At 62.1% G+C, this 21958-nt stretch carries 15 protein-coding genes; 11 read left to right on the plus strand and 4 right to left on the minus strand.

What is annotated here, in order from left to right; all coding sequences use genetic code 11:
* Positions 1–1230, minus strand: a complete 1230-nt coding sequence (locus NKH01_RS28280; RefSeq protein WP_352494808.1) for an ROK family transcriptional regulator — start codon at positions 1228–1230, stop codon at positions 1–3.
* A 229-nt stretch (positions 1231–1459) separates the two neighbouring features.
* Here NKH01_RS28280 and NKH01_RS28285 point away from each other — a divergent pair, with 229 nt between their 5' ends.
* The 10 genes from NKH01_RS28285 (at position 1460) to bglA (ending at position 17687) form a co-directional block, all read left to right on the plus strand.
* A complete protein-coding gene (locus NKH01_RS28285; RefSeq protein ID WP_023718453.1) occupies positions 1460–2476 on the plus strand; it encodes a sugar ABC transporter substrate-binding protein in 1017 nt (338 codons plus the stop codon).
* A gap of 89 nt (positions 2477–2565) precedes the next feature.
* Positions 2566–3648: an ABC transporter permease gene (locus NKH01_RS28290; RefSeq protein ID WP_023718452.1), complete on the plus strand. Its 1083-nt coding sequence runs from the start codon at positions 2566–2568 to the stop codon at positions 3646–3648.
* The gene (locus NKH01_RS28295; RefSeq protein WP_023718451.1) at positions 3645–4433 is read left to right on the plus strand and encodes an ATP-binding cassette domain-containing protein; all 789 of its coding nucleotides are present in this window, start codon (positions 3645–3647) and stop codon (positions 4431–4433) included. The genes NKH01_RS28290 and NKH01_RS28295 overlap by 4 nt, the downstream gene beginning before the upstream one ends.
* A 166-nt stretch (positions 4434–4599) precedes the next feature.
* Positions 4600–7068 (plus strand): glycogen/starch/alpha-glucan phosphorylase, encoded by a 2469-nt coding sequence (locus tag NKH01_RS28300; protein WP_023718450.1) that lies wholly within the window; start codon positions 4600–4602, stop codon positions 7066–7068.
* A 145-nt stretch (positions 7069–7213) separates the two neighbouring features.
* Positions 7214–9427, plus strand: a complete 2214-nt coding sequence (glgB, locus tag NKH01_RS28305; protein ID WP_352848354.1) for a 1,4-alpha-glucan branching protein GlgB — start codon at positions 7214–7216, stop codon at positions 9425–9427.
* A gap of 35 nt (positions 9428–9462) precedes the next feature.
* Positions 9463–10728, plus strand: coding sequence for a glucose-1-phosphate adenylyltransferase (gene glgC, locus NKH01_RS28310; RefSeq protein ID WP_353023457.1), 1266 nt, complete (start codon positions 9463–9465; stop codon positions 10726–10728).
* 3 nt (positions 10729–10731) lie between these two features.
* Entirely contained in the window at positions 10732–12177 is a 1446-nt protein-coding gene (gene glgA, locus NKH01_RS28315) for a glycogen synthase GlgA (protein ID WP_352814739.1), read from the plus strand.
* Between the two features lie 3 nt (positions 12178–12180).
* Positions 12181–13809, plus strand: a complete 1629-nt coding sequence (locus NKH01_RS28320; protein ID WP_353023459.1) for an alpha-D-glucose phosphate-specific phosphoglucomutase — start codon at positions 12181–12183, stop codon at positions 13807–13809.
* Positions 13810–14062: 253 nt separating this feature from the next.
* Entirely contained in the window at positions 14063–16069 is a 2007-nt protein-coding gene (glgX, locus tag NKH01_RS28325) for a glycogen debranching protein GlgX (RefSeq protein ID WP_353023461.1), read from the plus strand.
* The gene (gene bglA, locus NKH01_RS28330) at positions 16059–17687 is read left to right on the plus strand and encodes a beta-galactosidase BglA (RefSeq protein WP_353023463.1); all 1629 of its coding nucleotides are present in this window, start codon (positions 16059–16061) and stop codon (positions 17685–17687) included. The genes glgX and bglA overlap by 11 nt, the downstream gene beginning before the upstream one ends.
* 13 nt (positions 17688–17700) lie before the next feature.
* On the opposite strand, the gene NKH01_RS28335 is transcribed toward bglA, so the two are convergent.
* Genes NKH01_RS28335 through NKH01_RS28345 form a run of 3 tightly spaced genes read right to left on the minus strand, consistent with a single transcriptional unit; the run spans position 17701 to position 20138 of the window.
* Positions 17701–19485: a pilus assembly protein TadG-related protein gene (locus NKH01_RS28335; RefSeq protein WP_353023465.1), complete on the minus strand. Its 1785-nt coding sequence runs from the start codon at positions 19483–19485 to the stop codon at positions 17701–17703.
* A 1-nt stretch (position 19486) separates the two neighbouring features.
* Complete coding sequence (locus NKH01_RS28340) at positions 19487–19966, minus strand: TadE/TadG family type IV pilus assembly protein (protein ID WP_353023466.1); 480 nt, start codon at positions 19964–19966, stop codon at positions 19487–19489.
* Positions 19947–20138 (minus strand): hypothetical protein, encoded by a 192-nt coding sequence (locus NKH01_RS28345; protein ID WP_353023467.1) that lies wholly within the window; start codon positions 20136–20138, stop codon positions 19947–19949. The genes NKH01_RS28340 and NKH01_RS28345 overlap by 20 nt, the downstream gene beginning before the upstream one ends.
* A gap of 208 nt (positions 20139–20346) precedes the next feature.
* On the opposite strand from NKH01_RS28345, the gene NKH01_RS28350 reads away from it, so the two are divergent.
* Positions 20347–21939 (plus strand): peptide ABC transporter substrate-binding protein, encoded by a 1593-nt coding sequence (locus NKH01_RS28350; RefSeq protein ID WP_353023468.1) that lies wholly within the window; start codon positions 20347–20349, stop codon positions 21937–21939.
* Positions 21940–21958 lie beyond the last annotated feature (19 nt).

Genomic DNA, 21958 nt, shown 5'->3' on the forward strand with positions numbered 1-21958 from the left:
TCAGAAGCTCCGGGAAATCGTGGTCGAGCCGATGAGGAAGCGCTCCGATAGCGGCAGACTGGCGCCACCCAGCGCCCGCGCATGGATGCCGACCGTTCCCTCGCGGACGGCCGGCAGCCTCAGGCCTTCGCCGTCGATCCTGCCGATGGCCTGGATGACGGCATCGACAAGCCGCCTGCGCACGGCGAGCGGCATCCATCCGTCGATCACCGCGGCTTCGAAATCGATGACGGACGACGCCGCAACGATGGCATAGGCGAGCGCCTGCGAGGCGCTGGCGATCCAGTCGTCAAGCTCGGCACCGATCTCGCCCCAGTCCCCCGGTGATGTCCACAGATGCGAGGCCTCGACGCCGCGTGCGTTGAGCGCCTTCTCCAGCGTGGCGATCGATGCAACGTCGATCAACTGCGTCGGCTTGCCGTCAGGCCCGGGCACTGGCATTGAGCCCAGCGCGCCGGCATTGCCGGTTGGGCCGCCAAACAGCCGGCCGTTCAGCACGATGCCGCCGCCGGCAAAGGCACCGATGTAGAAATAGACGAAATCGCGCGCCGCACCCGCCGCCTGGCCGAACACGAGCTCGGCGCCGCAGGCCGAGGTGGCATCGTTTTGCAGGTAGACCGGAAATTCGCATTGTGCCTGGATGTCGGCGCGGATGTCGCGATGGCGCCATTCGTCCATGATTTCACGCGGCGCGCCGGCGGTATCGGCCCAGTTCCACAATTCGAACGGCATGGCGATGCCAAGTCCGGCGATGCGCTTGTCCTGCGCAGGAGTGAGCTCGCCGCGCATCTTCTTCATGCCGCTCGTAACGAATTCCACCGTCTCGCGCGGCGCCGGATAGCGGTACGAATGCTGCAGCATCGAGCGCACATTGCCGAGGAAATCGATCAGCACGAGCTCGGCGCTGCGCCGGCCGATCTTCAGGCCGATGAAATAGGCGCCGTCGGGATTGAGCGCCATGGGTATCGAGGGCTGACCAATCTTGCCGCGCAACGGCGCCTGGCGAACGAGCAGGTCGTCCTCCTCCAGCTCGCGCATGATGACTGATACTGTCTGCGCCGAGAGGCCAGTCATGCGTGCGATGTCGGATTTGGCCAGGCTGCCGTGCTGGCGCACCAGCGACAGCACCAGCCGCTCATTGTGGTCCCGCATGCCGCTTTGATTGGTGCCGCGGTGCAGGCGGCTTTCGGCCGCATCGGGCGAGCCGTGCCTTGTAATGCCGGTCTCCACCCCTGTTCCTCCCGTCGTTTCCCCTCAATGCTTTTGGTCTAGAGTGAGTGAACAATCCTGCGTTGTCAATAATAAATAAGAGTGATTTAATTATTGACAGTGCTGGCGGACTGGTGTCTCTTGAGATCGGCGTCGACACTGGGAGATTTCGTCGGACGCGCTGCAGATGCCGGTTGGCCGGCATCCTAAATGGTTCAATGGGAGGAAAATCGTGACCACGTCAAAACTGTTGAAATCCACCGTGTTTGCCGCGGCCGGACTGAGCCTGATGGCGTTTGCGTCGACGGCATCGGCCGCCGGGGTCGGCGCCTGCTTGATCACCAAGACCGACACCAATCCCTTCTTCGTGAAGATGAAGGAAGGTGCCGCCGCGAAAGCCAAGGAAATCGGTGTCGATCTGAAAGCCTATGCCGGCAAGGCGGAAGGTGACAATGAGGGCCAGGTTGCGGCGATCGAATCCTGCATCGCCGACGGCGCCAAGGGCATTTTGATCACCGCCACCGACACTGCGGCCATCGTGCCGGCGGTGAAGAAGGCGCGCGATGCAGGGGTGCTGGTGATCGCTCTCGACACGCAGCTCGAGCCTGCCGATGCCGCGGATGCGACGTTTGCGACCGACAATTTCAAGGCCGGCGAGCTTATCGGCTCCTGGGCAAAGGCTACCTTGGGCGACAAGGCCAAGGATGCGCACATTGCCTACATGGATCTGATCGCCAGCCAGCCCTCCGTCGACGTCCAGCGTGATCAAGGCTTCATGAAGGGCTTCGGCATCGACCTCGGCGATCCCAAGAAGATCGGCGACGAAACCGACGCACGCAACGTCTGTCACGATCTGTCGAGCGGCAATGAGGATGGCGGGCATACTGCCATGGAGAATTGCCTGCAGAAGGATCCGGATATCAACGTCGTCTACACCATCAACGAACCTGCGGCCGCGGGCGCCTACCAGGCGCTGAAAGCCGTCGGCAAGGAGAAGGACGTCCTGATTGTCTCGGTCGATGGCGGCTGCCCCGGTGTCAAGAACGTTGCCGAGGGCGTGATCGGCGCCACTTCACAGCAATATCCATTGCTCATGGCCTCGCTCGGCATCGAGGCGATCAAGACCTTTGCCGACACCGGCAAGAAGCCTGAGCCGTCGCCCGGTCTGAACTTCTACAACACCGGCGTCACGCTGATCACCGACAAGCCTGCCGCCGGCATCGAATCCATCGACACGAAGCAAGGCCTCAGCAAGTGCTGGGGTTGATTTGATCCCCTGATCGGCTCAACTTCAAAAGAACAATAGGGAATGTGGAGCGGTTTCGGCCGCTCCACATCACAGGCGGGGAGGCCGACTTGAGCGTCGAAACAACCAGGAGCAAGGGACCGCAGGAATTCGAGACGGTCCTGGCCGCTAGCGACGCCAGCGTCGCATCATTCGAGACGCATTCCCGCTCGACGTTGGAGAGCATCCAGCACCGCTTGCATAAAAGCCCGGCCATGGTGCCGCTGATCATCCTGCTCATCTCGGTGGTTCTGTTCGCAGTCGTCGTCGGCGGACGCTTCTTTTCTCCCTTCACCCTCACCCTGATCCTCCAGCAGGTGGCGATAACCGGCATGGTCGGCATCGCGCAGACACTGGTCGTGCTCACCGCCGGCATCGACCTGTCAGTCGGCGCCATCATGGTGCTGAGCTCGGTTGTTATGGGCCAGTTTGCCATGCATTACGGTGTTCCAGCGCCGGTCGCCGTTGCCATCGGGCTGCTTGTCGGCGCGATTTGCGGCTTGATCAACGGCATTCTCATCGCCTGGGTGAAACTGCCGCCCTTCATCGTGACGCTCGGCACCTGGTCGATCTACGCTGCCATCAACTTCATCTATTCCGGCAACGAGACCATCCGCAGCCAGGATCTCGAGGCGACGGCACCGCTGCTGCAGTTTTTCGGCGGCTCGTTCAGGATCGGCGGCGCAGTCTTCACCTATGGCGTGCTGTTGGTGCTGATCATGGGGGCAATTGCCTGGTACGTGCTCAATCACACCGCATGGGGCCGGCATGTCTACGCAGTCGGCGACGACCCGGAAGCCGCGGAACTGTCGGGGGTGCGCGTCAGCCGGATGCTGGTCACGGTCTATACCCTGACCGGCATCATTTGTGCCATCGCCGGCTGGGCCTTGATCGGACGCATCGGATCGGTCTCGCCGCAGGCCGGGCAGTTCGAGAACATCAATTCGATTACCGCCGTGGTGATTGGCGGCACATCACTGTTCGGCGGCCGCGGTTCCATCCTCGGGACCATCTTCGGTGCGCTGATCGTCGGGGTGTTCGCGCTCGGCCTCAGGCTTTGGGGGACAGATCCCCAATGGACGCAATTGTCTGTCGGCGCCCTTATCATCATCGCTGTTGGTATTGACCAGTGGATCAGGAAGATCTCGGCATGAACCAGACTCAGGAACCGATCCTTACCGCCCGCAGCCTGGTCAAACGCTACGGTCGCGTCACCGCCCTCGACAATGCCGATTTCGATCTCTATCCGGGCGAAATCCTTGCTGTCATCGGCGACAACGGCGCCGGCAAGTCGTCGCTTATCAAGGCGATTTCCGGCGCGGTCGTGCCCGACGAAGGCGAGATCCGGCTTGAAGGCAAGCCTATTGCATTCAAATCGCCGATGGAGGCCCGCGAAGCCGGCATCGAGACCGTCTACCAGAACCTGGCGCTGTCGCCGGCGCTGTCCATCGCCGACAACATGTTTCTCGGCCGCGAGATCCGCAAGCCGGGCTTTCTTGGCAGCTGGCTGCGCATGCTCGACCGTCCGGCGATGGAAAAGCGCGCCCGCGACAAGCTGACCGAACTTGGCCTGATGACCATCCAGAACATCAGCCAGGCGGTGGAAACTCTCTCCGGCGGTCAACGCCAGGGCGTGGCGGTGGCGCGCGCCGCGGCCTTCGGCTCGAAGATGGTCATCATGGATGAGCCGACGGCCGCGCTCGGCGTCAAGGAGAGCCGCCGCGTGCTCGAACTGATACTCGACGTCAAACGCCGAGGCCTGCCGATCGTGCTGATTTCACACAATATGCCGCATGTCTTCGAGGTGGCGGACCGCATTCACATTCATCGGCTCGGCCGTCGCCTGTGCGTCATCGATCCGAAGCAGTATACGATGTCCGACGCGGTCGCCTTCATGACCGGCGCCAAGGTGCCGCCGGAGGCGGCCTTGGCGGCCTGAACAAGAACTTGAGGCCCGCCGCTGAGGGCGCGGTGTTTCAATGCCAAATTGCCGCAGGGCAACCCGGCTTGCGGTCGCCTGAATCCATTGAACATCCGGTGGGATGCATTAGCATTGGCGGAGATGGTGAAAGCCGCATGATCCTGGCAACGTCACGAGAGGCAGCATGACGCGCGCGATGACAACCGAAGCTCCTCTGCCCACCCTCGAAAACCCGGATCCCAAGACGCTCGCCGACGAAGTCTTGCAGGCCCTCAAATACAGGGTCGGCAAGGGCACCAACGTTGCAACCCAGTACGATTGGCTCACCGCCTCGATCAAGGTTGTGCGCGACCGCATCGTCGATCATTGGATGCAGGCGACCCAAGAGGCCTACGCCCAGCAGGAAAAGCGCGTCTATTACCTGTCACTGGAATTCCTCATCGGCCGCTTGATGCGCGATGCCTTCTCCAATCTCGGCCTGATGGACAATATGCGCGAGGCGCTGTCGTCACTTGGCGTCGACCTCGACATCATTGCTGCGCTCGAACCGGACGCTGCCCTTGGCAATGGCGGCCTTGGCCGGCTCGCCGCCTGCTTCATGGAAAGCATGGCTACCGTCGATATCCCCGCGCATGGCTATGGCATTCGCTACGCCAACGGCATGTTTCGGCAGGAGATCCATGACGGCTGGCAAGTCGAACTGCCCGAGACATGGCTCGATCACGGCAATCCTTGGGAGTTCGAACGCCGCGAACGCTCCTTCGAGGTCGGCTTCGGCGGCTCGGTGGAATCGATCACCTCGAAGGATGGCAGGCTCGAGCGCCATGTCTGGAAGCCGACCGAACATGTTCTGGCCGTTGCTTACGATACCCCGGTGGTTGGCTGGCGGGCCAACCGCGTCAACACGCTGCGTCTGTGGTCCGGCATGCCGGTCGATCCGATCCTGCTCGACAAGTTCAACGCCGGCGATCACATCGGCGCGCTCGCCGAGAGCAACAAGGCCGATGCGCTGTCGCGCGTCCTTTACCCGGCCGATTCCCACAAGGCAGGCCAGGAGTTGCGGCTCAGGCAGGAGTATTTCTTCTCCACCGCCTCGCTGCAGGACATCCTTCAGCGTCATCTCAGCCAGTATGGCGACCTGCAATCGCTGCCCGACAAGGCGGCGATCCATCTCAACGACACCCATCCGGCCATCGCCGTCCCCGAGCTGATGCGCCTGTTGATGGATGTCCACGGCATGGATTTCGACCAGGCGTGGAGCATCACCAAGCGCACCTTCGGCTACACCAACCACACGCTGCTGCCCGAAGCGCTGGAAAGCTGGCCCGTGCCGCTATTCGAGCGGCTGTTGCCGCGCCACATGCAGATCGTCTACGCCATCAACGCCGAGGTGCTGCTCGAGGCGCGCGTCTCCGACCAGTTCTCGGACGAGCAGATCAGCCGCATCTCGCTGATCCAGGAAAATGGCGATCGCCGCGTGCGTATGGGCAATCTGGCCTTTGTCGGCTCGCACTCGATCAACGGCGTCTCGGCACTGCATACGGAATTGATGAAGGAGACGGTGTTTGCCGACCTCCACAGGCTCTACCCGGATCGCATCAACAACAAGACCAACGGGATCACACCGCGGCGCTGGCTGATACAGTGCAATCCCGGCCTCACGGCACTCACCCGAGAGGCGATCGGCGACGGATTCCTCGACGACATCGACGAGATAAAGCTGCTCGATCCTTTCGCCGAGGACGCTGCCTTCCGCGACAAGTTCGCCGCTGTCAAACGGGCGAACAAGACGAGGCTTGCCAATCTCGTTGCCGACCGGCTCGGCATCAAGGTGGACCCCTCGGCGCTGTTCGACATCCAGGTCAAGCGCATCCACGAATACAAGCGCCAGCTCTTGAACATTCTCGAAGCGGTCGCGCTTTACGACCAGATCCGCTCGCATCCGGAGCGCGACTGGATGCCCCGCGTCAAGTTCTTCGGCGGCAAGGCGGCGCCCAGCTATCACAACGCCAAGCTGATCATCAAACTTGCCAACGACGTCGCCCGGGTCATCAACCGCGACCCGGCGGTGCGCGGCTTGCTGAAAGTGGTGTTCGTGCCGAACTACAATGTCAGCCTAGCCGAGATCATGATGCCGGCCGCCGATCTTTCGGAGCAGATATCGACCGCCGGCATGGAAGCGTCCGGCACCGGCAACATGAAGTTCGCGCTGAACGGCGCGCTGACCATCGGCACGCTCGACGGCGCCAATGTCGAGATCAAGGAATGCGTCGGCGACGACAACATCTTCATCTTCGGCCTGACCACCGATGAGGTCGCCGAGCGGCGCAACAATGGTTACGATCCGCGCGCCGTAATCGAGGGATCGCCTGAATTGGCGCAGGCGCTTGCCGCGGTTTCGTCCGGGGTCTTTTCGCCTGACGATCCGGACCGTTATCGCGACCTGATCAACGGCCTTTACCAGAGCGACTGGTTCATGGTCGCTGCGGATTTCGATGCCTACGCCGCCACCCAGCGCGACGTCGATGCCGTCTGGCGCAACAGCCCGGACTGGTACGCCAGAGCCATCCGCAATGTCGCCCGCGTCGGCTGGTTCTCGTCCGACCGCACGATCCGCCAATATGCGAAAGACATCTGGCACGTGCCCGCCTGATGTGATTGCATGAGACCAGGAACAATGTGGCCCTAGTGGAGTGATTTGACCTTCGCATCCCTTGGAAGGTCAGGCGGCCTGCGACTGTCGAATTCAAAACTTCACTAGAAACACGCACTTGGTGCCCGAGGAGGGACACTGCCTGATGAGCAAGCCGCGCGCGACCGTTGCGACAAGCGGGCCGGACGGACTGGCGCCAGCCGGCGATGTCGCGGCGATTGTCGCCGGCACGCATGGCGACCCGTTCTCCGTGCTTGGCGTGCATGAGGCGGGGAAGGGCTTTGTCGGCCGCTGCTTCGTCCCTCATGCCGAGTCCGTCACCGCCTATACGCTGACCGGCAAGAAGGCCGGCGAGCTGTCGAGACGCGACGATCGCGGCTTCTTCGAGGGCAAACTGTCGCTGCGCAAACGCCAGCCGCTGCGCTATCACGCCAGGAACGCCGGCGGCGACTGGTGGCTGACCGATCCATATTCCTTCGGCCCCGTGCTCGGCCCGCTGGACGATTATTACATCGCCGAAGGATCGCATCTCAGGCTGTTCGACAAGCTCGGCGCTCATCTCATCGACCATGAGGGTGCATCGGGCGTACATTTTGCGGTGTGGGCGCCCAATGCAAGGCGTGTCTCGGTGGTCGGCGACTTCAACGAGTGGGACGGCCGCAGGCACACCATGCGCGACCGCCGCGATACCGGTATCTGGGAGCTGTTCATTCCCGACATCGGCGCCGGCCGCCCTTATAAATACGAGATCATCGGGCCGGATGGCGTGAGATTGCCGCTCAAGGCAGATCCGTTCGCCTTCAAATCCGAACTGCGCCCGGCTACCGCCTCGGTGACGGCGCTGCCGCCGGTGCATGAATGGGGCGACGAGGCGCACCGGAACTACTGGCGCAATGCCGACCACAGGCGCGAGGCCGTATCGATCTACGAGGTCCATGCCGGCTCATGGCGGCTTCACGACGACGGCAGCTTCCTGTCATGGGACGAACTCGCCGACCGGCTGATCCCCTATGTGGTCGAGACGGGTTTCACCCACATCGAATTCATGCCGATCTCCGAACACCCCTATGACCCGTCCTGGGGCTACCAGACGACCGGTCTCTATGCGCCGAGCGCCCGCTTTGGCGATCCGGACGGTTTTGCCCGCTTCGTCGACGGTGCCCACCGCGCCGGCATCGGCGTCATCCTTGACTGGGTGCCGGCGCATTTCCCGGTTGACGAACACGGTCTGGCAAAGTTCGACGGCACCGCACTCTACGAACATGCCGATCCGCGCAAGGGCTTCCATCCCGACTGGAACACCGCGATCTACAATTTCGGTCGTCGCGAGGTGGTCTCGTTCCTTGTCAACAATGCGCTGTTCTGGGCAGAGAAATATCACGTCGACGGTCTGCGCGTCGATGCGGTCGCCTCGATGCTTTATCTCGATTATTCGCGCAAGGCCGGTGAATGGATTCCCAACGAGAAAGGCGGGCGCGAGAACCTGGAAGCGGTCAGCTTCCTGCAACGGATGAACAAGGAGGTCTACGGCCACCATCCGGGCGTGATGACGATCGCCGAGGAATCGACCTCGTGGCCGAAAGTCTCGCAGCCGGTGCATGAAGGCGGACTGGGCTTCGGTTTCAAGTGGAACATGGGCTTCATGCACGACACTCTGGAGTATTTCTCCAAGGAGCCGATCTTCCGCAAGCATCACCACAACGACATCACCTTCGGCCTGGTCTACGCCTTCAGCGAGAATTTCGTGCTGCCGCTGTCCCATGACGAGGTGGTGCACGGCAAGGGCACGCTGCTTAACAAGATGGCCGGCGACGACTGGCAGAAATTCGCGACGCTGCGCGCCTATTACGCCTTCATGTGGGGCTATCCCGGCAAGAAGCTGTTGTTCATGGGCCAGGAGTTCGCGCAACGCCGCGAGTGGAGCGAGGCGCGCGCGCTCGACTGGAACCTGCTCGATTTCCGGCTCCACCGTGGTGTCTGGCAGACGGTGCGCGATCTCAACTATCTCTACCGCTCGCGCCCGGCGCTGCATGCCCGCGACTGCGAGCCGGAGGGCTTTTCCTGGCTGATCGTCGATGACAGCGCGAATTCGGTGTTCGCTTGGCTGCGCAGCGCGCCGGGCGGCAACCCGGTCGCCGTCATTTCCAACTTCACGCCGGTGCCGCGCGACAATTACCGCGTGCCGTTGCCGCAGACCGGAAAATGGCGCGAGATCATCAACACCGACGCCACGGACTATGGCGGTTCCGGCAAGGGCAACAGCGGCCTCGTCGAGGCTCGGGCGGAAGGAGGAGGCATTTCGGCGACGATGCTTTTGCCGCCGCTGTCGACGATCATGCTCGAATTCGTCCCGGACTGAGCTATGTCTGGAGCATCTAACCTGGGAGGATAGGAATGGCTGAAATAAAACGAACACAGCCGCTGGCACGCGACGCCATGGCTTATGTGCTGGCCGGCGGCCGTGGCAGCCGGCTCAAGGAACTGACCGACCGCCGCGCCAAGCCGGCGGTCTATTTCGGCGGCAAGACCCGCATCATCGATTTCGCGCTGTCCAATGCGCTCAATTCCGGTATCCGTCGCCTCGGCGTCGCCACCCAGTACAAGGCGCATTCGCTGATCCGCCACCTGCAGCGCGGCTGGAACTTCCTGCGGCCCGAGCGCAACGAGAGTTTCGACATCTTGCCGGCCAGCCAGCGTGTGTCGGAAACACAGTGGTATGAGGGCACCGCCGACGCCGTGTACCAGAACATCGACATCATCGAGGCCTATGGGCCGGAATACATGGTCATCCTGGCCGGCGACCACGTCTACAAGATGGATTACGAATTGATGCTGCGCCAGCATGTAGAGGCCGGCGCCGATGTCACCGTCGGCTGCCTCGAAGTGCCGCGCATGGAAGCCACCGGCTTCGGCGTCATGCATGTCGACACCAAGGACACCATCATCTCCTTCATCGAAAAGCCCGCCGATCCGCCGGGCATTCCCGACAAGCCGGATTTTGCGCTGGCCTCGATGGGCATCTATGTGTTCAAGACCAAGTTCCTGATGGAGCAATTGCGTCGCGATGCGGCGGAGCCCGGCTCCAGCCGCGACTTCGGCAAGGACATCATCCCCTACATCGTCGAACACGGAAAGGCGATCGCGCATCGCTTCGCCAAATCATGCGTGCGCTCGACCGCCGAGAACGAGGCCTATTGGCGCGACGTCGGCACGGTCGATGCCTATTGGGAAGCCAATATCGACCTGACCGACATCACGCCGGAACTCGACCTCTACGACCGCGACTGGCCGATCTGGACCTACGCCGAGTTGAAGCCGCCGGCAAAGTTCGTGCATGACGAAGATGGCCGCCGCGGGTCGGCCGTGTCGTCTCTCGTGTCGGGCGATTGCATCGTTTCGGGCGCTTCGCTGAAGCGAAGCCTGATCTTCACCGGGGCGCGCATCAATTCCTATTCGACGCTGGAGGAGGTCGTCATGCTGCCCGACGTCCATGTCGGCCGCAACGCCAGGCTGAAGCGCGTGGTCATCGATCACGGCGTCAGGGTCCCGGAGGGGCTGGTGGTCGGCGAGGATCCTGTCCTCGACGCCAAGCGTTTCCGCGTTTCGGAAAAAGGCATCTGCCTGGTCACGCAGGACATGGTCAACAGGCTGGGATCGTAGTGCATGCAGGTTCTGTCGGTGGCGCCCGAGATCTTTCCGCTGGTCAAAACCGGAGGGCTCGCCGACGTGACTGGCGCCTTGCCCGTGGCATTGGCCGGCAACGGCGTCAACATGCGCACGCTCGTCCCCGGCTATCCTCAGGTGATGGGCGCCTTCAGGAAAAAGAAGGCGGTTCAGCAATATCCATTGCTGCAGGGTGGGAAGGCTTCGGTGCATGCCGTCCAGATCGCCGGGCTCGACCTGTTTGTGCTCGACGCGCCGCATCTTTTCGACCGTCCCGGCGGCCCGTACGGCAACGCGACCGGCGCCGACTGGCCGGACAATTGGCGGCGGTTCGCGGCCTTGAGCCAGGTCGGCGGTGATATTGCTGCCGGCGCCATCTCCGGCTACCTGCCCGATATCGTCCATGCCCATGACTGGCAGTCGGCAATGACGCTCGCCTATATGCGCTACGGCAAGGCGGTCGGCACGCCGTCGATGATCACCGTCCATAACCTCGCCTTCCAGGGCCAGTTCGGCGCCGGCATCTTTGGCGAGCTTGGCCTGCCGGCGGCGGCGATGGCGCTCGACGGCGTCGAATATTATGGCGGCGTCGGCTTCCTCAAGGCCGGCCTGCAGGCCGCCTGGGCGATCACCACGGTCAGCCCGACCTATGCGCAGGAAATCCGCTTGCCCGAATTCGGCATGGGCCTCGACGGCCTGATCAACATGCGCTCCGTCGATCTCCATGGCATCGTTAACGGCATCGATACCGAGATCTGGAACCCGGAAACCGACACGCATCTGGTCTCCAACTACACGGCAAAGACGCTTAAGGCGCGAATGCCCAACAAGGCCGCGGTCGAGGACCGTTTCAGCCTCGATCGCGACGATAGCCCGATCGTCTGCGTCGTCAGCCGGCTGACCTGGCAAAAGGGCATGGACATATTGGCGGCGGCCGTCGACGGTATCGTCGCGGCAGGTGCACGGCTGGCAGTCCTTGGGTCTGGCGACGCAGGGCTCGAAGGCGCGTTGCTTGCCGCCGCAGCCCGCCATCGTGGTCGCATCGGCGTCGTCGTCGGCTATGACGAGGGGCTCTCCCACACCATGCAGGGCGGCTGCGACGCCATCATTATCCCGTCGCGCTTCGAACCTTGCGGGCTGACGCAGCTTTACGGCCTGCGCTATGGCTGCGTGCCGGTCGTCGCGCGCACCGGCGGCCTTGCCGACACGGTTATCGATGCCAACGAAGCCGCCATCTCTGCCGGCGTGGCGACCGGCTTCCAGTTTGCGCCCGCCAATGCTGGCGCCCTGCTGCACGCCATCCGCCGCCTTGTCGAAGCGCATGCCAATTCCGCGGTGTGGGCGTCGATGCAGCGGCAAGGCATGAAGGCCGACGTGTCGTGGGACAAAAGCGCCGAAAAATATGTCCAACTCTATCGCTTGCTGCTTTCGAAAAGGGCTGCCTGACTGATGATCCGCACTGTCGCCACAAAACCCTATCCCGACCAGAAGCCCGGCACCTCCGGGCTGCGCAAGAAAGTCCCGGTGTTCCAGCAGGAGCACTATGCCGAGAACTTCATCCAGTCGATCTTCGACGCGCTGGACGGGTTCGAGGGCAAGACCCTGGTGATCGGCGGCGACGGCCGCTTTTATAACCGCGAGGTCATCCAGAAGGCCATCGCCATGGCCGCGGCAAACGGCTTCGGCAAGGTGATGGTCGGGCAGGGCGGTATCTTATCCACGCCGGCCGCTTCGCATGTCATCCGCAAATACAAGACCTTCGGCGGCATCATCCTGTCCGCCAGCCACAATCCGGGTGGCCCGCATGAGGATTTCGGCATCAAATACAATGCCGGCAATGGCGGCCCGGCGCCGGAAAAGCTGACCGACGCGATCTTCGAAAAAACCAAGGCGATTTCGAGCTTCAAGATCGCCGATATCGGACCGGTCGACATCGACACGATCGGCACGGTCAAGGCAGGAGACATGACCGTCGAAATCATCGATCCGGTCGCCGACTATGCCGAACTGATGGAAAGCCTGTTCGATTTCAATGCCTTGCGGGCGCTGTTCAAATCAGGCTTCCGCATGCGCTTCGACGCCATGCATGCGGTGACCGGCCCCTACGCCAAGGAGATCCTCGAAAACCGGCTAGGCGCGCCCAACGGCACCGCTCGCAATTTTATCTCGCTGCCGGATTTCGGCGGCCACCATCCCGATCCCAATCTGGTGCATGCAAAACACCTCTACGACGAGATGATGGGGCCGGATGCGCCCGACTTTGGCGCTGCCTCCGACGGCGACGGCGACCGCAACCTGATCATCGGCAAGGGCATTTTCATAACCCCGTCGGATTCGGTGGCGATGCTCGCTGCCAATGCCCATCTGGCTCCGGGCTACAAGGCCGGGCTGAAAGGCATCGCCCGTTCAATGCCGACCAGCGGTGCTGCCGACCGGGTCGCTGAAAAGCTCGGCATCGGCATCTATGAAACGCCAACCGGCTGGAAGTTCTTCGGCAATCTGCTGGATGCCGGCATGGCGACGATCTGCGGCGAGGAGAGTGCGGGGACCGGCTCCAACCATGTCCGCGAAAAGGACGGGCTGTGGGCCGTGCTTTTGTGGCTCAACATCCTTGCCGCGCGTGGTGAAAGCGCCAGGCAGATCGTCACCGAGCATTGGGCGGCCTATGGGCGCAACTACTATTCGCGCCACGACTACGAGGAGGTCGAGACCGATCGTGCCAACGCGCTTGTCGACGAGCTGCGCGCCAAGCTCGGCTCGCTGCCTGGCACCAGCGTGCGCGGCATGACGATCGCCAGCGCCGATGATTTCGCCTATCACGATCCGGTCGATGGCTCGGTCAGCAAGAACCAGGGCATCAGGGTGTTGTTCGAAGGCGGCTCACGCGTCGTCTTCCGCCTGTCCGGCACCGGCACCTCGGGCGCGACGCTGCGGCTTTATGTCGAGCGCTACGAGCCGGACAAGAATCGCCACGATCTCGACACCCAGGAGGCGCTTGCCGATCTGATCGCGGCGGCCGACGACATTGCCGGGATTCGCAGCCATACCGGCCGCGCCAAGCCGAGCGTGATTACGTGAGCTTGGAGCGGCGCGCCTTTCCTTCTCCCCTTGTGGGGTCCGAAGGACGGGGCGAGACCCGTGGCTCGCCCCCGGGCGGTGGATCGGCGCGAAGCGCCGAGACGGACGAGGGGTGTTGGAAGGAATGCCGTCCGCGCCAAGCTGGAGCACCCCTCATCCGTCGCCTTCGGCTCCCCCTTCTCCCACAAGGGGAGAAGAGGGAGCTAACCCGGCAACGCCTCAAACTGTCTACGACCTGCTGCTGTGAGCGCGTGTGAGCCAACTCGGCGCAACCATCACCAAAGAAGGCATTCGCTTCGCCGTATGGTCCTCGTCGGCTCGGCGCATCTGGGTCTCGATTTTCGACGAGCGAGGAAGGCGCGAGATCGACCGGCTTGAACTGCAGCCCGAGGGCGACGGCGTGCATACGCTTTTTGTTGCCGGTCTCGCCGCCGGCACCCGATACGGGTTCCGCGCCGATGGCGACTACGCGCCGGAACAGGGGCTCTGGTTCGATCCCGACAACCTGCTGGCCGATCCCTATGCCGTCGAGATCGACAGGCCCTATGCCTATGACGGCCAACTCGCCGCGCGCCGGGGCGAGGGGGCCGACACGGCGCCGCTGATGCCGAAGGCCATTGCCGGCGCCTTGCCGGAACCCTTGCCCGCCTTGCCGCCTCTGTTTAGGCCCGGCGGCCTCATCTACGAGGTGCAGGTGCGCGCCTTCACAAAGCTGCATCCCGACATTCCCGAGAAGCAACGCGGCACCATTGCAGCCCTCGCTCATCCTCTTGTTGTCGAGCATCTGCAAAAACTCGGCGTCGCAGCCGTCGAGTTGATGCCGGTGACTGCATCGATCGACGAACGGCATTTGCCGCCGCTCGGGCTGGGCAACGCCTGGGGCTACAATCCCGTGACCTTCATGGCGCTGGATCCGCGATTGGCGCCTGGCGGTCTGGCCGAGTTGCGCGGAACGGTCGTCGCGCTGCGCGACGCCGGCATCGGCACCATCCTCGATCTGGTGTTCAACCACACCGGCGAAAGCGACCGGCTTGGCCCGACATTGTCGCTGCGTGGGCTCGATAACCGCGCCTACTACCGGCACGAGGCCGACGGCAGGCTGGTCAATGACACCGGAACCGGCAATACCGTCGCCTGCGACCATCCGGTCGTCCGGGAAATGGTCCTCGACACGCTTCGCCACTTTGTCCAGCACGCCGGTGTCGACGGGTTCCGCTTTGACCTGGCGCCGATCCTTGGCCGCGTCGACGGCGTTTTCGACGCCGATGCGCCGCTGCTGAACGCCATTCGCAACGACCCAGTTCTTGCCGACCGGGTGCTGGTCGCTGAGCCCTGGGACATCGGACCGGATGGCTATCAGCTCGGCAATTTTCCGCCGCCCTTCCTCGAATGGAACGACAAATACCGTGATGATATCCGCCGCTTCTGGCGCGGCGACGGCGGCATGATCGGTGCGCTGGCGACGCGGCTTGCGGGGTCGTCCGATGTCTTTGCCAAACCAGGCCAGGCAACGGTCCGCAGCATCAATTTCATCGCCGCACATGACGGGATGACACTGGCCGACATCGTTGCCTATGAACACAAGCACAACGAGGCCAATGGCGAACAGAACCGCGACGGCCACGACGACAACCTGTCCTGGAACAATGGCGTCGAGGGCCAGACCGACGACCAGTCAATCGTTACGGCCCGTTTCGATGACCAACGCGCACTGCTGGCGACGCTCTTTGCCTCGCGCGGCACGATCATGCTGACGGCCGGCGACGAATTCGGCCGCACGCAGCGCGGCAACAACAACGCCTACGCGCAGGACAATGACATCACCTGGCTCGACTGGGCCGGGCGCGACCGGGCGCTGGAGCGGTACACGGCTCTGCTCGCCAAGATGCGTCGTGCCGCGCCGGCGCTTTTGGACGCAAGCTTTCTCACCGGCGAGCCTGCGGCCGGCTCGGAAATAGCTGACGTCGTCTGGCTGAGCGAAACCGGCGTGCCGCTCGACGAAGCAGCCTGGCACGATCCTAGGCGGCATCGGCTGGTCATGGTTCTCGGCGGCGATGAGGACGGTCGCCTTGCCGTGATCATCAATGGTGACCGTCGGGCCTGCATGTTCACGCTGCCGGAACGGGCGGGTTTTCATTGGTGCCCAGCCATCGAAACGGATAGTGGCGATATCTCACGGCCGGTTTTGGGGCGAACGGTCATATTCATGATCGAAAGCAGGGCCGCGCAGGCGGGCGCAGGGGAGAGCCATGATGGGTGACAATGCCGAATGGTGGCGCGGCTGCGTCATCTACCAGATCTACCCGCGCTCCTTCCAGGACACGACAGGCGACGGTAGCGGCGATCTCCTCGGCATCACCTCGAGGCTTGCCCATGTCGCATCGCTCGGTGTCGACGCCGTTTGGCTGTCGCCTTTCTTCAAGTCGCCAATGGCCGACATGGGCTACGACGTTTCGGATTACTGCGCCGTCGATCCGATGTTCGGCACATCAGAGGATTTCGACGCGCTGATTGCCGAGGCGCACCGGCTCGGCCTGAAGGTGATCATCGACCAGGTGTTGTCGCATTCGTCGGATCGGCACCAATGGTTCGTCGAAAGCCGCATGAGCCGTGACAACCCCAAGGCCGACTGGTACGTCTGGGCAGATGCGAAGCCCGACGGCACCGCTCCCAACAACTGGCTGTCGATCTTCGGCGGCCCGGCCTGGGAATGGGACGCGACCCGCCGGCAATATTACCTGCACAATTTCCTCGCCTCGCAGCCGGACCTGAATTTCCACAATCCGCAGGTGCAGGACGCCTTGCTGGAAACGGTACGGTTCTGGCTCGAACGCGGCGTCGACGGTTTCCGGCTGGATACCGTCAACTACTACGTCCACGACCGCTGGCTGCGCAGCAACCCGCCTTTGGCGGAAAGCGTCGCCGGCACCAATACGGCAACCAGCACCTATCTCTATCAGGAACATCTGTTCGACAAGAGCCAGCCGGAAAACCTGGCTTTCCTCAGGCGCTTCCGGGCGTTGCTCGACGAGTATGAAGGCCGCGCCGCCGTCGGCGAGATTGGTGACGAAACCCGTTCGTTGCAGACACTCGCCGCCTACACCGGCGGTGGCGACAAGCTCCAAATGTCCTACACGTTCGACCTGCTTGGCGCGCAATTCTCGGCGGCGCATGTGCGCGGCTGCGTCGAGGCGTTCGAGAGTACGGTGGTCGACGGCTGGGTTTGCTGGGCATTCTCCAACCACGATGTCGTGCGCCATGTCAGCCGCTGGACAAGGCCGGGTGGCGATCCGGACAGCGTGGCGAAATTCTCGATCGTGCTGCTTTCCTGCTTGCGCGGATCGATCTGCCTTTACCAGGGCGAAGAACTCGGGCTGGAGGAGGCCGAACTGGCGTTCGAGGATTTGCGCGATCCTTTCGGCATCCGCTTCTGGCCGGGAATTAAGGGGCGGGATGGGTGCCGCACGCCGATGGTCTGGGAGGCTGGCGCCGACAATGCCGGCTTTTCAACCGGCAAGCCGTGGCTTCCGGTCCCGGCAAGCCATCGCGCCCACGCGGTCGACGTCCAGGATGGCGAGCAAACCTCCGTCCTGGCGAGCTACCGGGCGATGCTGGCCTTGCGCAAGCAGCATCCGGCGCTGGTTCGAGGCTCGATCCGGTTTCTCGATGCCGAGGGCGACGTCCTTGCCTTCATTCGCGAAGGCGGTGACGAAAAGCTGCTCTGCGTCTTCAATTTCGCCGACGAGCCGGCCGGCTGGCAATTGCCGCCGGATCTAGATGTGATAGAGCCGATAGATCTTGGCAGTACTACCGGCGTCTTGCAGGAAGGAGCTCTATCCCAGCCGCCGCTCGGCTGCTTCCTCGGCCGGATCGGCTGATCTCTATTTGATCTTATTGAACGAGTACGGAGCGCCCGCAAGTCGCGCCGACAACCCGCACGTCGGCCTCGCCGACATGCACGCCAAGCGCTGCAAGAACGTTATAAACCAGTGCATCGACAGGCGCCGTCACGCCGTTCAGAACCGTTACCACCGCCGGCTTCACCGTTCCAAGCAGGGCCGTCACGTCCAGCCCGAGGCCCAGCGCATTGACCGAGAGCGACAGCCCGCTGACCAGTGACGTGGTGAGCGATTGCGTCAGGTTCTTCGTCGAAACCGTCTTTATCGTCTTGTTGGCGATATCGGTGCTGTCGAACGTCAATGTGGTCGGATCGTTGTTGGTGATCGCAAGTGCTGAAGAACCCTTCACATCGAGCAGATTGAGGGTGAGCAGCAGGAGCTTCACCTTTACCTGTGCAATCGTGGCATCGGAGAACGATTGCGGATTGCTGAAATCGGCGAAGGCGGATGGGTTGTTGTCGGCGTCGCTGGCGGCAAGGTGCAGCGAGGCCACGCCGGGCTGCGCGGCAATCGAGACCTTGATGCTATCCGGCCGGCCCGTCGGGCAGCTGATGTCGGTCAGCTTGGCTTCCGCATAGGCCACTTCGACATGCAGGGGCAGGTTGACGGACGCCAGGCTGACGCCGCCGCCGAGATCGGAATTGCCGAGCCCGACTGTGGTGACCAGCTTGATTCGCGTCTGCGCGGTGCGCACCACGGTGCCTTTTTCCCCGACGGCCAGCCAGGGTGAATATTGCATCGGTTCACCGATGGCGATGGCGAGTGTGGTGGAGGTAAGTCCCGGAATAGTGGCGCCGAGATCGACCTCGACCTGGTTTGAGCCATTGGCCAGCGAGGCGGCGGCACCCAGCATGCCCATCGCGCTTGCGTCGACGGAAAAGCCGGGAGACTTTTGTCCGAGGCCGAGCTTGCCGATCGAGCCAAGATCGATAAGATGATTGATGGGTATCTTGACCGTGTTGGTGGCCCTGGACGCGATCGTCTGCAGCACAAGTTTGCTGGCGCTGCCCGACCCGGACGCATTGGCCATGGCGGTCGCGATCTGGCCTACCGTCGCTTTTGACGCCAGCACGTCGGAATAGCTGACACCTGTCAGTTGCAACTGTACGGCAAGGGCATCGACGAACGAAAGCACGTTGACATCGGCCGAGATCAGCGCGTTGTAGTCCATGACGCTGAGCGAGATGTTTCCGCCCAGCAGCTTACTGAGAAGCGCGTTGAGGATGCCGCCATTGACGCTGAGCAGCCTGGACCCGACCGAGAACATCGCTTGCGGGGTCACGCTGGCAATGGCTTCGGTGCCGACAACCGGAGTAGGGATGAGCGAACTGGCGAAATAGCGGGCGGGGATTTTTTGCAGAGTGACGCGAACGGCGTTGTAAGGCGTTTTACCGGCCTCGAAGCGCTTGTCGACACCAACGGAGGACACCGCTGAGTATCGGCCGCCGGTGACCGACACGACGGTCTTTCCAACCGTGGGAACGATTGTCTGACCTGGCTTTTGAACAATGATGCCGGGCATTCGGTTGTCGCTGAGCGTGGTTACTGCCGCGGCTTCCATATTGTTGATGTTCGACGCCGCGGTGATCGCCGCCAGATCGGTCATGGCCTGGGCTTCCCTGCGCTCCGTGTAGATCGAACCTTCGTCGACAGCGAAGGCCGCCAGCCCCAGCGCGAATGGCGCTATCAGCGCAGTCATGACGGCAAAGTTCGCCTTCTTGTCGCCAACGATGGAGCGAGCGATCCGCCCGATGCCCCTCAGCAAGAACTGCGACATTTCAAATGCCTCCAATCCTGATGGTAGACCTGCGCGAGATCGTGGTTTGCGGCATCGCAAGGCTGGGCAACAGGTTCCAGATCGGCAGGTTGCTGGCATCGTACTGGATCGACACGACGAACTGATTTCCGTCGGCCGTGCTGTCCGTCGCCTGATAGGTCAGCTTGCCGGAATCGACGAACGGGTATCCACTGGCATTGTTTTTGACGAAACCCGCCACCAGCGCCTGGCGCTCCGTTTGGTTCAATCCGGCAATCGCAGTGCGGGCGGCATCGGCGGCGATTTGCTGCAAGGAGTTGCTTGCACCAAAATAGATGCCATATGCAACCATTCCGAGTACGAGCAGGATAAAGATCGGCGAAAGCAGGGCGAACTCGACCGCGGAAGTTCCGGACTCATCTCCAACTTTGCGTAGATTTGTCCTTATTTGGCGCGATATTTTACGCTTTAACGTGACAGTATTACTGTCTATCTTGTTCATTGCCCTTGCCCGTTGGCCATAAAGGTCGATCTGCCGAACCCATCGAAATTTGTAACCCTTGGTTGCCTAAGAACCGATTAATACATTCCGGTAAACTGAAATGATCGGCCAGATTATTTCCAGGATCGGCGTTCTGGCCAGGAAACCCAGCCAAACTCATGGTTTCGATCATTGATTGGCGCTCGCAAAGCGACTGCCCCGGCCCCCTTACTTTGGGTGACCCCGAGAGTCTGTTGAAATAAAAAATCTCCACGTTACTGTTTGGCCACCAGCTGCCGGAAAGGGAACCGGCTGCGCGCTCGAAAGGAACCAACCAATCGGTTTCGGGGCGTCAACACTTAGAGACGTGGCCGAAGGGCGACGTCATTAGGGAGAACTCCATGCTGAAACATGTGCTGAAGGCGACGGTACTCGCCACGACCATGGTCTTGGCCGCCGGTACGTTCTACACGCCGGCTTTCGCCGAAACCGTCTACAACCGCGGAGCCGCCGCCGAAGCGGAGACGCTCGATCCGCACAAGACCTCGACGGTCTACGAAGCCGATATCATACGCGACCTGTTCCAGGGCCTCGTCATGCATGACCAGAAGACGAACCTCATTCCGGGCGCCGCCGAAAGCTGGACGGTGTCCGACGATGGCACTGTCTACACCTTCAAGCTGCGCAAGGACGGCCTCTGGTCGGATGGCAGCCCGGTGACGGCCGACGACTTCGTCTATTCGTTCCGTCGGCTGGAAGATCCGGCCACCGCTGCCGAATACGCTTCCATGCTCTATCCGGTGAAGGGTGCCGAGGAAGTCAACACCAAGAAAGGCAAGCCGGAGGATATGGGCGTCAAGGCGATTGACGCAAATACCCTCGAAGTCACGCTCAAGGCGCCAACGCCTTACTTCCTGGAGATGCTGACCCATCAGGCGACCTATCCGGTTAACAAGGCGTCCATCGAAAAGCTTGGCGCCGACTGGATCAAGGCAGGCAAGCTGGTCTCCAACGGGGCCTTTACAGCGGCGGAGTGGATTCCCAACGACCATCTCAAGCTGGTGAAGAATCCGAAATTCTGGGACGCCGCCAGCGTCAAGTTAGACGTCGTCAACTACATCCCGACCGAGGATCGCTCGTCTGCGATGAAGCGCTTCGAGGCCGGCGAATTCGACAGTTACGGTGACCTGCCGACGGAACAGCTCGCCGATCTCAAGACCAAATTCGGCGACCAGGTCCGTGTCGGGCCATATCTCGGCACCTACTATTATGCGATCAAGACCGACAAGGCGCCGTGGGACAATGTCGAACTGCGCAACGCCATCTCGATGGCGATCGATCGCGACTTTCTCGCCGAAAAAGTCTGGCAGAATTCGATGCTGCCCGGCTATTCGATGGTGCCTCCGGGCATCGAGGGCTACACGCCGGCACTGGCCAAATACGCTGACATGCCGCAGATCGACCGCGAGGATGAAGCCAAGAAAATCCTGGAGAAGCTCGGCTATACGCCCGAGCATCCGTTGAAGATGCAGATCCGCTACAACACCTCGGAAAACCACAAGAACACCGCTGTCGCCATCCAGGAACAGCTGAAGCCGCTTGGCGTCGAGGTCACGCTGCTCAACACCGATACCAAGACCCACTACTCCTTCCTTGAGCAGAAGGGCGACTATGATGTGGCGCGTGCCGCGTGGATCGCCGACTACAAGGATCCGGAAACCTTCCTTGGCATCACCCGCAAGGCCAGCGGCAACAACTATTCGAGCTACGTCAGCCCGAAATACGAAGAGGCCATGGACAAGGCCGCCGCCGCCGGCGGCAAGCCCGAAGAGCGCATGAAGGAACTCGCCAAGGCCGAGCGCATCCTCGTCGACGATGTCGGTAACATCCCGCTTCTCTACTACAGCTACCACGACATCGTTTCCTCGAAGCTGCACGGCTTCGACGACAATGTGATGGACATCCATCCGTCCCGCTTCATCAGCAAGGACTGATCCCTTAGCCAGGCCGCCG

This window comes from Mesorhizobium sp. M1403, assembly GCF_040317695.1.
Classification (GTDB): Bacteria; Pseudomonadota; Alphaproteobacteria; order Rhizobiales; family Rhizobiaceae; genus Mesorhizobium.